Here is a 13,275-nt window from a genome sequence, read left to right on the forward strand (position 1 = left end):
GGACAAAATCATCACTCCAAATTGGTTTCTTCCTAAACTAGGCATTTGACTCCGGTTATAGCTTTTCCTTCCTTAATATAAAAAAAACAGCTCACGCACCCACGTGAGCTTAATAAAATTAACTATAAGCTTTCAGGCCAGGCGAACTGCGGCAGGATCCTGCCAGAGAAGCACCTTGTTTTGCGCCAGAGAACGCGGCACATCAATCAGCCGTTGGTTGGCCGACCCGCGGAAAGCCAGCCGCAAGTCCCGCCGTTCCTCTTGATACGGTCCATCCACCAGAAGATCCGTATGCTGCAGCAAATCCAAAATCCCTTTGCGCCGTAAACTCATGGTTAGTAATTTCTCGAATACAAACCCCGTATATGTTACAACATCGTAGTTAACCCGTTTCACTTGCGCCGCGATCTGCGCCAGCGGTTCGGCCTGGAGAAACGGTTCCCCGCCGGAAAATGTAATGCCGCGAATTAATCTTGCCCCACGAAGCTGGGAAAGAATCTCACTGGTATCTATTAGGGTTCCTCCGGCAGGATCGTGGGTTTGCGGATTATGGCACCCCCGGCAGTGATGTGGACATCCCTGGGTAAAAACAACCACTCTGAGACCGGGTCCGTCAACAATGCTTTCTTTGGTGATTCCAGCAATCCTCAAATTCATCGGTATCCCTTCTCCGTCATCAATTATGCGCTACCCGCTCAACCAGCTCTGAATGTTTGGCGTCATTGAACCGGTCCACTGTACTTAAATAGCCGGTGATACGGCGTACGCGGCGAATGGCGGTCGTGCCGCAGGACGGACACTCATCACTGTCAATCACGCCTAAATAACCGCACTTGTCGCAAAAGTCGACCGGAAAATTGATTCCCGCATAGCCAAAATCACATTCCTTCATATGGCGGAGAATATCTTCCACGGCGCTCAAATTATTAACCGGCGGCGACGTAAATTCCACATAACTGATATGGCCGGCATTGGTATACTTGTGATACACACCCTCCAGCCGGACTTTTTCAAAGGCGCTGATGGGAAAATTTACGGGAACGTGGAATGAATTGGTATAGTAATCCTTGTCCGTTACGCCGGGAATAATGCCATACTCCTTGCGGTCCATTCTTATAAAACGGCCGGATAAGCCCTCCGCCGGCGTCGCCAATAAGGTATAATTCAAATTATAGCGTTCCACCGCTTTATCCACTTTATTGCGCATAAACGCAATAATTTCTTCCCCCAAAACCTGGGACTCTTCACTTTCGCCATGATGGGAACCGGTCAGAGCGGTTAATGTTTCCGCCAAACCAATAAAGCCGACGGACAACGTGCCATGTTTGATGACCTCCTCAATCCGGTCCTCCGGCGACAGCTTGTCCGAATCTAAGTAAAGTCCTTGTCCCATTAAAAAGGGCATGTCCTTCACTTTAAGCCTGGCCTGAACCTGATAGCGGTGAAACAGCTGCTCGCAAGTCAAATCAATCATATCCGCCAAAGCCTGGTAAAATTTCATAAAGTCCCGTTCCGCCTTGATCGCCAGCCGTGGTAAATTAATCGTGGTAAAACTAAGATTGCCACGCCCATCCGTTACTTCAGGCCCCCGTTTATTAGCCATAACCCGGGTCCGGCACCCCATATAACTGACCTGGTCTCCATAGGCTTTATTAAACGAAGAATCCATAAAACTAAAGGTCGGATTCAACCGCTGCGATGCTACCCGGATTGCTAACTTGAACAGATCATAGTTAGGATCGCCCGGTTTAAAATTGACACCTTCTTTTAAACGGAAAATAATATTGGGGAAAATAGGATTTTCGCCCCGGCCCAGTCCCTTTTCATAGGCCAAAAGAATATTTTTGGTCACCATACGGCCGGCCGGTGTCGTATCCCCGCCCACATTCAGACTGGAAAATGGCACTTGCGCTCCGGCCCGGGAATGCATACTGTTTAGATTATAAATTAAAGCTTCCATAGCCTGATAGACTTCTTCTTCACTGGCATTGGCCATAAACGGCGCCATATCCCGATCAAAAAAAGCGAAGGATTGTCCCCCATGCATATCGTTCTGGGAACTCTGCAGCACAATCGCCGCCAGCGCCGTCGCCGACGCCGGACGTTTCGGCGAACGAATATAGCCATGCCCGTTATTAAAACCTTCTTGCAATAGTTTTCCCAGTGGAATTTGAACACAAGTCAGAGTCTTGCCATAAAAGTCCAGGTCGTGAATATGTATGTCGCCTTTAACGTGTGCCGCAGCAATATGCTCGGGAATCAACCGGTTTAAATAATATGCCTTGCTGGCGGCGCTGGCTATTTGCAGCATTTTTGCCGACGGCGAATTGGATACATTGGCGTTTTCCCGGCTTGTTTCCACGAGAATATCCGCAACGGCATCCATAATATCCGATTTGGCATCCCGAATGCGGGTGCGTTTATCCCGGTGCAATATGTATGCTTTTGCCGTTCTGGCATGTCCCTGTTCAATCAGAATTTTTTCCACTGCATCCTGCACATTTTCTACGTTGACGACCCCGCCGTTATAGCTTTGTTTTAGATATTTCAAAACGTCAAGGGTCAACTCCATAGCCATCTCTTTATCCGCGCCGCCAACAGCTTGCGCCGCTCTAAAAATAGCCTCCGTAATCTTGCCCGCATCAAACGGTACTTCCCGTCCATCCCTTTTGGTAATTTTTGTCAGCATAAATTATCCCTCACTTTTTTTCTGTGCCCTCATCAGGGAATCCAATTCCTGCATGAAGTTATGAATATCGGCAAATTGACGGTATACAGACGCAAAACGGACGTAAGCCACTTGGTCAATATCTTTTAGAAGCTCCATAACCGTTTCGCCAATGCGCCGGGAAGAAACTTCCCGCTCCATCGTATTACGAATCTGTCTTTCCACTTTTCCGGCTATTTCTTCGACCGTCTCCAAAGGTATGGGACGCTTTTCGCACGCTCTTAACAGACCATTCAGCAGCTTATTTCTTTCGAAAATTTCTCTTCGTCCGTCTTTTTTAATTACCACGAGCGGCAAATCCTCAATCATTTCGTAAGTTGTAAACCTACGGGCACAAGACAGGCATTCCCGCCTGCGTCGAATTGAATTGCTTTCCTCAGCACTACGAGAATCAACGACTTTGCTCTCAGAAAAACCGCAAAATGGACAACGCATAGAGTCCCTCCCGCTATATTACTGCCGTATTGGCTATGCTATGAAGCAGCCCAAAATAAATCTACATCTTGTAGTAGCTATATTAATATACTCCATATATTGTATAAATCCTTCCATCCAAACAAAAAATTACATTTTTTTCATTGGGAAGATTTAAATAGAAAACTCCAACCCGGCACGGGCTGGAGTTTTCTGCCTCACAATGTTTATCGGTCAATATGTTTTAATTCCGAAACTCCCGGAGTTTCTACCAAAATAACATCCAAACCAATCTTGTTGATTTTTTCCCAGGGAATTACCACATCTTCGCTTCTGCCGAAAAAACCCATAAACCTCCCCGTTCCCGGCACGACAATTGCTGTCAGCCGACCGCTTTCTATATCAATTTCTATGTCAGTAATTGTGCCAAGTCGTTTTCCATCCAAAACGTTAATGACTTCCTTCAATTTCAGGTCTGATGCACAAATATCCCCATTGGGTAATACGCTGCGTTTCATCCGGCCCACCTCCATTACATTTTATGATAGACAAGTAGAGTTATGCAAAATAAAAAATCCCGGTTTTTCGACCGGTTAGCTTACACTCCTGACCATTCCGCCCCACTTACATCACAGGTTCAATCCTTGACAGCATGGAAATCTATGGATATAATTTAGAACTGATAGGTGGTGTGCCGCGAGGTGACTAATCAGTCAGTTAATAACCGTTTCAACGCCACAAGATGCGTTTTCTTGCTATATCGCGACCTTTAAAACCTGGAAAGACGGGAGTTATTGTCATACTTTCTTCACAATCTATGATTAAAATAGAATCAGGTTCATACCAAAAATATCCGTTCAATATAATAACAGAATTTCCCCTACTACTAATTCTGCTATTCCATTGAACGTTTATATAGAATTCTAGTCACACACCTCTTTTTCTGTAAGCCCTTTACTTTTAGTAAGGGGTCTTCTTTTATTTTCCATTTTTTCTGCCTCCGGGTTAACTTGAATTTAAGTTAACATATTCAGAGATAATAACGGTAAGGAGGTGATCTTATGGGTGGAAAGAATGTCGACCAGTTCCAAGCCAGAAAGAAAGCAAAAGAGCAAAAGGATGCCAAGACCGGAACCGTATCCACAGCCACTAAAACAGACAGCGATAAAAAACAAAGTTAATTAGTAGGTGGCATCTGCCACCTACTTTTCATTCTCCTTATTCTTCCAGCTTAAGAGACCTTCTTTTTTCTCAGCCTGAATAATGGATTTTGCTACGGCCTGTTTTACCCTCTCGGGCAGTTGATCCGGTGAATAATGAATACCCGCCTTATCAATAAATCCCCGGAAAATACCTTCACATTTTTTCTTTGCCATCAGCAAACCCTCCCCCCCAAGATGATATGCAAAATAAGTTTGTACACTTACCAATATAAGTTCATAAATTAGTGTTTCCTATTGAATTACTGACATATCCCCCTCGTCAAGGCATACTATTATGATATATACATTTAATTATATTTACCCTGACGAATTTCCAGGAAGGAGCTTTGTCATGCATGCCATATACTGCCGGGTCTCATCCGAGGACCAGGCCCGCTCCGGTTATTCCCTGGACGACCAAAGACAAGCTTGCCGGAATCGTTTACTAAGTATGGAACTTACCGATATTGCCGAATACATTGATGATGGGTATAGCGGTGAATATATAGAAAGGCCCCACCTTGACCGCTTGAGAAATGATTTACGGTCGGGAATGATCCAGACGGTAGTAATCTATGACCCTGACCGGATGAGCCGGAATTTGACCGTCCAGCTAATTTTAGCCGACGAAATTGAAAAAGCCGGCGCCCAGCTTTATTTTGTAACCGGAGATTATGACGCCTCACCCGAAGGCAGGCTATTTTTCAGCATGAAAGGAGCGATTGCGGCCTATGAAAAGGAAAAAATCCGGGAACGGACGTCTCGCGGACGCCGGGCGAAGGCCGCTAAGGGCAAAATCGTCTTAAATACCCATCCGTTCGGTTATTCCTGGGATGGGGCAAACAGTATGTATATCATCGATGAAAAAGAAGCCGAGACGGTCCGGCTGATTTATCATCTATGCTTAAATGAGGGACTGGGAGCAGGAAGCATCGCCACGGAGTTAATCCGTATGGGCCTTCCGGGACGGAACAATAAACCGCTTACCCCCTGTACCATTCATCGTATCTTAAGTAAAGAAATGTATTACGGGCAACATTTTCTTTTTAAGCAGCGGGTCAAAAAGACGGGACAAAAAACGAGAGAAGTTAAAAATAATCCGCCGGAGCTATGGATCCCCATTCAAATACCGGCAATTGTCTCCCAGGAAATGTGGATACAGGTCCAGCAGCAAAGGCAAAAAAATAAAAAACTGGCCAAGCGAAATACTAAAAGTGATTATCTTTTACGCGGTCTGCTCCACTGTGCTTTGTGCAACCGTTCCATGATTGCCTATGCCCGTCCCGGCTGGCGAAAAACAATGCCGGAAAAAGTTTACTATTATTATTCGTGTGTATCGAAGGAATCAAACTCCTATGGCAGCAAAGAACGGTGTCATTGCCGGCGAATCCCGGTTAAGGCGCTCGAAGAGGCAGTTTGGCAAACCCTGGTCCAAATTGCTGCGGCCGAAAAATTATTTGCCGATTACCTCTGCCATAAAGACACCCCGGATTATACAGCCGATATTGCGTCCTTAATCAATCGGCAAAATGAGCTAAAACGGCAACAAACCGCCTTAACCCACTGGTACCGCCAAAACCTGATTGATAGCGAAACAGCCGAAAAAGAGCTGCGCAATGTAAATAAAGAATTGTCAGCCACTTTGGCTGCCTTATCGGGCTTAACAATAGCCCAAGCCAAAATAAAACAGCCGGCAATCTTACCGGCCGATCTTCTCAAGGCAAAATCATTTGCCGAAAAACGCAATATATTACTTAATTTCCCCTATGAAATCCACACGGTGCGGGTCGGGGACAATTTTGAATTCTGGTTTAAAGAACAGTCGTTGCCGTTTGTATAACCGATCAGTTCAGATCACTGGTTTTCAACATTTGCTCCCCACTCCTCACCGCCCGTTTTTCCTACATTATATGAAGGACAAGAGCTAAATGTGACATCAAACGGTTCTATTTATTCCATAATTCAAGTATTTTCCACTTGAATTCCAGCTTTTCCGGCTGGTCTGAATTTACTGCGAAATGCTTCTTCTTATCGGCCACAACCGGTATTGCCGTAGCATTCGCCGTATCAATAAAACATAATGGCGGGAAAAGAACACACCACCAGTTTTTTCCGCCGCCGTCCCCCAATAAAACCCGTACCGCTTCATACCGCCCTGCCGGTAAAACCAGATTACCATACGATTTAATGGGGAAGTCAAACAGGCCGATTTGCATCTTAGCCTGATACGGCCTGCCGTCGCGCTGTAGCACTTCGTCCGCTGCCGCCAGAATAGCTGCTTTATTTTCCAGTACAATCCGGCGGGCTGTTGCTATATCCGTCACATTTTTCAATCTCGGCGTCAAATAATTCACAATCGCATCCCGGACCTGTAATTTTACCTTCTGGTCCTCATTCCTGTCGCTATTGGCAATAATATGTAACCGGATTAATTGACCCCGATTGTCGGCAATCGTAACTCCATTCCTGTTTTCCTGCATCAAAAAAACCCAGCCAACGGCAATAAACAGAAAAACTACCGGCAAAACCCATTTTGGCTGCCATTTTATTCTCACTGCATTTCCTCCATCATATCCCACATTCCGCACCCTGAATTTATAGCGACAATATTTCTCCCAATTTATAGCCACGAAGTAAATAACAAGTTTATATTTCGTTTAAAATTTATCAAGTTGATCTTTCTCCGGAGAATTATTGTCGAGTGACAGAGGACTGCGGAAAGTGGGATCATATATACTTTCGCATATGCCCCAGCGCCGCCTTTTCCAATCGGGACACCTGCGCCTGTGAAATACCGATTTCCTCCGCCACTTCCATTTGTGTTTTGCCCTCAAAGAAACGCAATGTTAAGATATGTTTTTCCCTATCACTCAACTTGCGCAAAGCTTCCTTGATCGCAACTCCTTCCAGCCAGCTCAGATCCAGATTTTTTTCGTCACTGATTTGATCCATAACGAAAATAGGATCGCCGCCATCGTGATAAATCGGCTCAAATAGCGAAATCGGTTCTTGTATGGCGTCTAACGCAAAGATTACTTCTTCCCGCGGGATTTTCAACTCCAGAGCAATTTCATTAATTGACGGCTCACGCGAATACTTACTTACCAGCGAGTCCCTTACCTGTAATGCCTTGTAGGCTACATCCCGCATGGAGCGGCTAACCCGTATCGGGTTATTATCCCGTAAATAGCGGCGAATTTCGCCGATAATCATCGGCACCGCATAGGTAGAAAACTTTACGTTCTGGGATAAGTCGAAATTATCAATGGCCTTCATTAGACCAATACAGCCTACTTGAAACAAATCATCCACGTATTCACCCCGGTTGTTAAAACGCTGGATTACACTAAGCACCAACCGCAAATTACCGTAAATCAGCTCCTCACGGGCTCTTTTCTCCCCCTTTTGCATTACCTCAAATAACTCACGCATTTTACTAGCGGAAATCACCGGGAGTTTAGCCGTATTTACACCACAGATTTCAACCTTATTCACAATCATGTTGATTCCTCCCATTCATTTCCAGCATCGCTATTTTCCTATGAGCATTATTACCATGCCGCGTTAGTTTTATACACCAATAAAAAAGCAAAGCGCCTGTTCTAGGCACTTTGCCTTATTCCATACGGGTTATTTCTTTACGCAGCCGTTTAATAATCCGCTTTTCCAGCCTGGATATATAAGACTGCGAAATTCCCATCAGGTCCGCTACTTCCTTTTGGGTTCGCTCAACGCCCTCATCATTGAGACCGAACCGGAGCTCCATAATCTTCCGTTCCCGTCCGGACAACTTATTCATCGCCGTATAAAGCAGGGTTTTATCAACTTCTTCTTCCACCGATTTATAGATAATATCATTTTCCGTCCCCAATACATCGGATAACAGCAGTTCATTGCCATCCCAATCAATGTTAAGGGGCTCGTCAAAAGAAACTTCTGCCCGCGTCTTGCTGTTCCGCCGCAAATACATCAGAATTTCATTTTCTATGCACCGGGATGCATAGGTAGCCAGCTTGATCCGTTTAATTGGATCAAAGGTGTTGACGGCCTTAATCAAGCCGATTGTTCCAATACTAACCAAGTCTTCAATACCGACACCGGTATTTTCAAATTTACGGGCAATATATACGACAAGACGCAAATTGCGTTCGATAAAAACACTTTTCACTGCCTTGTCACCTTTCTGCAAACAGCCCAAGAGAAAGACTTCTTCATCATTGCTCAAGGGAGGCGGTAAAACTTCGGTACTGCCAACATAGAAAATTTCATCGGCGTCTAAAATATGCAGCCTTTGTAAAAGAGCTACAATTCTAAGTTTGACTATTAATTTAACAACCGGCCAGGTAATACGCATACATCTGCCTTCCTTTCGCTATTTACATTTTGAACAATCTCCGGATGCAATAAAACGGTATACATCCCGTCACTAGATAAAATTCCCGTATAAATCCCTACAACCACGTTCTTCACGGTTATTACCCGGTTTCCCGTCATGACCCGGAGCCAATCAAGCCGGAATCCCAAAAGCAAATTGCGGGCCCCAACTGCCTGATAGGGTATAATTTCAATCCGCTCCAGCCACCGTAAATCAAGACACTGGTCTAAATTAGCCAGCCAATTTTCTGGGTCATTATCATGCAAGTACTTTACTGCCAAAGGCCCCAGCACCGGCTCTGCTATTTTCTGTTCGACCAAAACGACCGGGCTTTTCCCCACCGTCGTATAAAGACGGTTTCCCGTGTCAAGCATCGCTTGAGCCTCGGATTTTCTGCCGCCGTACTCAAGAATAACCGGAAAAATCAAGTGCCGGCGATCAATGCGGGCTTTCATTCTTCGCACTAGTAACAGAAGAAATAGCACACCCATAATACTGCCGCCGGCGAGATCCGTCCAGGAAACCTGATTTAATGCAAATTCCTTTGCATTAAGACCGGTAGATTGCCAAAAATAAAACCAGCCAACCACCGCTCCGCCGAGAACAAAGGAGATAATGTAAAAAACTCCTACGAGAAAAGCTAGTGCTTTCCAGCTTTTCACCGAAAAAGCGATTAAAACCAAAGCAACCGAAACAGCTACCTTGGCAAGGGGGGAATAAAAAACGGCCGTCTGCGGCAACACGCCGAACAAAACATAGATTGCACCGCAGAACGCTGAGAGTAAAATTCGCCACCATACATAAGCAATATTGGAAACCCACGCCGTTATAAATAAAATAATACTGTTCATAATGAGATTTAGAAGAAGCAGGGTATCTACATACACGTACATATTCAATACCACCTGGAAATTTTATCAAATTTAACATGGCTGACTTTCATAACAATTTATGGAAGTCATCTAAAATCTATTCCAGTATAACAGACAATAATTTAAAAATTTGTAAATTTATAGTTGGCAAAAACACAAAAAAACCAACCTGCACTGCAGGTTGGTTTTGCCAAAAATTATTTTATTTAAGGCGCATCCAGGTCGGAATGGTAATTTCCTCCATTTTAAACGGTTCAATTGTCGGATTTTCGACTTTCGGTGCTTTCGTTTTTATTTGTTTAGGCTCAAAACCGGTCGCAATAACGGTAACACGTACTTTATCGTCAAAACTGTCGTCAATATCCGCGCCAAAAATTATATTGGCTTCGGGATCAACTGCATCGGCAATAATGGCCGCCGCCTCGTTGACTTCAAAAATTGTAATGTTGGAGCTGCCGGTAAAGTTCAGCAGAACACTTTTAGCACCCTGAACCGACATATCTAAAAGCGGACTTTTGATTGCCGCCTCCACCGCCGCAACCGCCCGGTCGTCACCGTTGCCAAATCCAATCCCCATTAATGCCGATCCGGCATCAGACATGATATTCTTGACATCGGCAAAATCGAGATTGATTAACGCCGGTTTCGCAATGAGGTCGGAAATACCTTGTACACCTTGCCGCAATACGTCATCAACGATCCGGAATGCCTCTATCATAGGGGTACGCTTATCCACTACAGCCATTAAGCGGTCATTGGGAATCGTAATGAGTGTATCCACTTTTTCCTTCAGCCGGGCAATACCGCTTTCCGCCTGAATCTGGCGGCGCCGGCCTTCAAAGGAAAATGGCTTGGTAACCACGCCAACCGTTAATGCGCCGACCTCTCTGGCGCATTCCGCCACAACCGGCGCAGCTCCCGTTCCGGTTCCACCGCCCATTCCCGCCGTTACAAAAACCATATCGGCGCCTTTCAACGCTTTGATAATATCTTCCCGGCTTTCCTGGGCCGCCTTTTCCCCTACTTCCGGATTCGCACCGGCTCCTAACCCTTTTGTCAACTTTTCACCAATCTGAATCCGGTTAGAAGCCTGCGATAAAAGCAAGGCTTGTCCATCCGTATTCACAGCAATAAACTCGACACCCTGTAACCCGGAGGAAATCATCCTGTTAACAGCATTATTTCCACCTCCACCGACACCAATCACTTTAATGGAAGCAAATTGATCCAAATCCATATCAAATTCAAGCATGGATAATGTTCCTCCTTATGCATCTACAATTGTTTAGATTTAAAAAACGATTTGATCTTACTTACGAAAGAATTCCTGTCCTTTATCGTTTCCTCTTTTTTCACAGGCTCATTATTTGCAGCATACATAAATACTCCAAAACAGGCGGTATTCCCCGGACTCCGATATTCTTGCGCCAACAAGTCCGGCCCAATATCAGCAACGCCTAGATTAAATTTTTTTTGAAGGGAGTTTTGTATACTGGGCATTTGGGCACAACCGCCGGTGAGATAGATTATATCAACTCCGCACGATATCAAGTATGGTTTAACATAATCATACACTATTGACAGAATTTCTTCTACCCGGCTTTCAATAATTACATACAAAAAATCATATGGAACCTGTTTATCAACTGTGCCATAATCATTGCAATCAAGCATAACCCCTTTGCCATATAAACTGGAATCCAGTTTGGCAGCATAATACCGTTTCACTGCTTCGGCATGTTTCCAGGTAACATCAAGCCCTTGCATAATATCATTGGTAATATAATTCCCACCTAGCGGCAATGACAGCGACATAGCAATCTTCTTGTTCTGAAACAAGGCTATATCCGTTGTGCCGCCCCCGATATCAATAACCATGTAATTCGCCGTATCCAATGCAGTTTTGACGGCGTCGGCAAGAACGACAATATTGGCCACAACACAGGCAACCTCAATATGAACCGCCCGCAAAGCGGCCAGCAAAGGGTCAATACGTTCCCTGGGTATGCTGACAATATGTGTATCAACTTTCAGACTACTTCCTTTACAGCGTAAGGGGTCTTCAAACTCTTCGTCGTTTATCCAGAAACGCCGGGGAATCAAATGAAGGATTTGAAACTCTTGAGAATCAATAGCAATCGCTGCGGCCCGGCAGGCGCGCTGCACATCCTCGGCCGTAATCCTGTCAGGAAAAGCAGGTGCGACCTGACCAGATTCATTTGCGGCCCCCAAGGCTATGCCGCCAATACCAAGATAAACTTGTTCACAGTTTAAATCAGCGGCTGCCCTCGCGCAATCGACTGCCTGCTTAATCGAATCAGCCAATGCCGTCACATCTGTCAGGGTTCCTTGCGAAAAACCAACGGTGGGTGCTATTCCACTCCCATGAACCGTAACCGCTCCATTCCCATCAACAGATCCTGCTAACGCCGTCACTGTACATGTACCAACGTCAACTCCGATAATATTTCGCACTTTTGCGCCGCTCCTCACAGCAAAACAATAATTCTCTCCCATATGTTTCAACAGAAGTGTCATTTTCCCTTTTTTTGTTACATAAAATCATTCTAAATTTTTAAGAAAACATTAACAAATCAGGCTTTCGAAACCCGAAAGCCTGATTTTGGCAATAATAACCTTACTTTTTTAACAAATAACGCCGGATACTTGCCAGATTTTGAAAAATACGTAAACCAAAAGTCAGTAATGCCACATAATATAAGTCAATGTCTAATCGGTCTCCAATATAAACCAATGCCGCCGCCATCAAGGCGTTGGTGAAAAAGCCGGTAATAAATACGGTATTGTCAAATTTCTCCTCCATTCCGGCCCGTAAACCGCCGAAAACGGAGTCAAGTGATGCCAACAGCGCTACAGACATAAACTTTGAATATTCAACCGGAATACTGACCGGAAAAGAAATTCCAATAATAAGACCGACAATCAGACCGGCAACCGGTAAAATCATTTATTTTTCACCATCCTTAACCGGCTTTGCATAATCAAAGCGAAAGGTACCTTTATATGCAGGAATGTTTACCACATCCTGTTTTTTAATCGTAACTTGAATTCCCCAAAATTGAAGTGTCTCAACAACTCCCCCGCGCATCTTCAAAGAACTTTCCAAAGTCTGGGGGTCCCCGATAGCCCGGATCTCATATGGGGGCGAATAACGCGTATTATTTACCGACAGGGTTGGGCCGGCGCAGCGGATTTCCGAAGTAGCCACCAGTCTCTGGTCATTAATGGATATGGCTTCCGCGCCAGCCGCCCGCAGCTCATTGATGACCTTTAAAATATCATCATCATGAATTAAATACAAGTTGGGATTTTCCCCCGGTTTCGTAGGCCGTTTACTGTCATCAATGGACACAAGAACTCCCGGTCCCTTTAACGCAACAACACCCGCTCCCATTTTAATCAGTTCCATTTCGCTGGAAGCCGCTTCCGATTTGCCGGCGCGGCTAAGCTCTTGAACTTGACGCAGCAAAGCATCCCGTTCCTTTTCCATCTGACTCAGGCGTTGCGACAAATCCTCCACGCGTTGAAATGAAATAGAAGAACGGATATCCTGGGTCGTACGAAATTGTAATGCCAACATAATTCCTAAAATTACGCATACCAGCGTAAGTGCTACCTGTCCCTGTTTTATAGCTGACAAAATGTGCTCTCCTTTCCTTTTTT

The 13,275-nt window shown here is 44.9% G+C and carries 14 protein-coding genes; 1 reads left to right on the plus strand and 13 read right to left on the minus strand.

Annotated features, from left to right (window positions below; genetic code table 11):
• Positions 1–132 precede the first annotated feature (132 nt).
• The 5 genes from nrdG to LUCIF_RS25990 all read right to left on the minus strand — a co-directional run bounded on the left by nrdG (position 133) and on the right by LUCIF_RS25990 (position 4,518).
• A complete protein-coding gene (gene nrdG, locus LUCIF_RS06975) occupies positions 133–657 on the minus strand; it encodes an anaerobic ribonucleoside-triphosphate reductase activating protein (protein ID WP_122627142.1) in 525 nt (174 codons plus the stop codon).
• Between the two features lie 19 nt (positions 658–676).
• The gene (gene nrdD / locus LUCIF_RS06980) at positions 677–2,689 is read right to left on the minus strand and encodes an anaerobic ribonucleoside-triphosphate reductase (protein WP_122627143.1); all 2,013 of its coding nucleotides are present in this window, start codon (positions 2,687–2,689) and stop codon (positions 677–679) included.
• Positions 2,690–2,692: 3 nt separating this feature from the next.
• Complete coding sequence (gene nrdR / locus LUCIF_RS06985; protein ID WP_122627144.1) at positions 2,693–3,163, minus strand: transcriptional regulator NrdR; 471 nt, start codon at positions 3,161–3,163, stop codon at positions 2,693–2,695.
• 206 nt (positions 3,164–3,369) lie between these two features.
• On the minus strand, positions 3,370–3,660 hold the full coding sequence (locus LUCIF_RS06990) for a YlmC/YmxH family sporulation protein (RefSeq protein ID WP_122627145.1): 291 nt from the start codon (positions 3,658–3,660) through the stop codon (positions 3,370–3,372).
• Positions 3,661–4,344: 684 nt separating this feature from the next.
• Positions 4,345–4,518 carry a hypothetical protein gene (locus LUCIF_RS25990; protein ID WP_165865911.1) on the minus strand — a complete coding sequence of 58 codons (174 nt, stop codon included), beginning with the start codon at positions 4,516–4,518 and terminating at the stop codon, positions 4,345–4,347.
• 178 nt (positions 4,519–4,696) lie between these two features.
• Between LUCIF_RS25990 and LUCIF_RS06995 the strand changes: the two genes are divergently transcribed.
• Positions 4,697–6,184, plus strand: a complete 1,488-nt coding sequence (locus LUCIF_RS06995; protein WP_122627146.1) for a recombinase family protein — start codon at positions 4,697–4,699, stop codon at positions 6,182–6,184.
• Between the two features lie 106 nt (positions 6,185–6,290).
• Here LUCIF_RS06995 and spoIIR read toward each other — a convergent pair whose 3' ends face one another.
• The 8 genes from spoIIR to LUCIF_RS07035 form a co-directional block, all read right to left on the minus strand.
• Positions 6,291–6,899: a stage II sporulation protein R gene (spoIIR, locus tag LUCIF_RS07000; protein ID WP_207857145.1), complete on the minus strand. Its 609-nt coding sequence runs from the start codon at positions 6,897–6,899 to the stop codon at positions 6,291–6,293.
• Positions 6,900–7,071: 172 nt separating this feature from the next.
• Positions 7,072–7,845 carry an RNA polymerase sporulation sigma factor SigG gene (gene sigG / locus LUCIF_RS07005; RefSeq protein WP_122627147.1) on the minus strand — a complete coding sequence of 258 codons (774 nt, stop codon included), beginning with the start codon at positions 7,843–7,845 and terminating at the stop codon, positions 7,072–7,074.
• A gap of 115 nt (positions 7,846–7,960) precedes the next feature.
• Positions 7,961–8,698 carry an RNA polymerase sporulation sigma factor SigE gene (gene sigE, locus LUCIF_RS07010; protein WP_122627148.1) on the minus strand — a complete coding sequence of 246 codons (738 nt, stop codon included), beginning with the start codon at positions 8,696–8,698 and terminating at the stop codon, positions 7,961–7,963.
• Positions 8,668–9,612, minus strand: coding sequence for a sigma-E processing peptidase SpoIIGA (locus LUCIF_RS07015; protein ID WP_122627149.1), 945 nt, complete (start codon positions 9,610–9,612; stop codon positions 8,668–8,670). Before LUCIF_RS07015 ends, sigE begins: the two co-directional genes overlap by 31 nt.
• 181 nt (positions 9,613–9,793) lie before the next feature.
• Positions 9,794–10,822, minus strand: coding sequence for a cell division protein FtsZ (ftsZ, locus tag LUCIF_RS07020; protein WP_207857161.1), 1,029 nt, complete (start codon positions 10,820–10,822; stop codon positions 9,794–9,796).
• Positions 10,823–10,866: 44 nt separating this feature from the next.
• Complete coding sequence (ftsA, locus tag LUCIF_RS07025; protein WP_165865912.1) at positions 10,867–12,066, minus strand: cell division protein FtsA; 1,200 nt, start codon at positions 12,064–12,066, stop codon at positions 10,867–10,869.
• Positions 12,067–12,229: 163 nt separating this feature from the next.
• Positions 12,230–12,559, minus strand: coding sequence for a small basic family protein (locus LUCIF_RS07030; RefSeq protein WP_122627152.1), 330 nt, complete (start codon positions 12,557–12,559; stop codon positions 12,230–12,232).
• A complete protein-coding gene (locus LUCIF_RS07035) occupies positions 12,560–13,252 on the minus strand; it encodes a DUF881 domain-containing protein (RefSeq protein WP_122627153.1) in 693 nt (230 codons plus the stop codon).
• Positions 13,253–13,275 lie beyond the last annotated feature (23 nt).

This window comes from Allolucifera butyrica, assembly GCF_900476375.1.
GTDB lineage: Bacteria > Bacillota > Negativicutes > Sporomusales > UPPP01 > Lucifera > Lucifera butyrica.

Excerpts from the sequence above, each read along its gene's own strand:
- nrdG (WP_122627142.1), bottom strand. The coding sequence starts at position 657 with ATGAATTTGAGGATTGCTGGAATCACCAAAGAAAGCATTGTTGACGGA.
- nrdD (WP_122627143.1), bottom strand. The coding sequence starts at position 2,689 with ATGCTGACAAAAATTACCAAAAGGGATGGACGGGAAGTACCGTTTGAT.
- nrdR (WP_122627144.1), bottom strand. The coding sequence starts at position 3,163 with ATGCGTTGTCCATTTTGCGGTTTTTCTGAGAGCAAAGTCGTTGATTCT.
- LUCIF_RS06990 (WP_122627145.1), bottom strand. The coding sequence starts at position 3,660 with ATGAAACGCAGCGTATTACCCAATGGGGATATTTGTGCATCAGACCTG.
- LUCIF_RS25990 (WP_165865911.1), bottom strand. The coding sequence starts at position 4,518 with ATGGCAAAGAAAAAATGTGAAGGTATTTTCCGGGGATTTATTGATAAG.
- LUCIF_RS06995 (WP_122627146.1), top strand. The coding sequence starts at position 4,697 with ATGCATGCCATATACTGCCGGGTCTCATCCGAGGACCAGGCCCGCTCC.
- sigG (WP_122627147.1), bottom strand. The coding sequence starts at position 7,845 with ATGATTGTGAATAAGGTTGAAATCTGTGGTGTAAATACGGCTAAACTC.
- sigE (WP_122627148.1), bottom strand. The coding sequence starts at position 8,698 with ATGCGTATTACCTGGCCGGTTGTTAAATTAATAGTCAAACTTAGAATT.
- LUCIF_RS07015 (WP_122627149.1), bottom strand. The coding sequence starts at position 9,612 with ATGTACGTGTATGTAGATACCCTGCTTCTTCTAAATCTCATTATGAAC.
- LUCIF_RS07030 (WP_122627152.1), bottom strand. The coding sequence starts at position 12,559 with ATGATTTTACCGGTTGCCGGTCTGATTGTCGGTCTTATTATTGGAATT.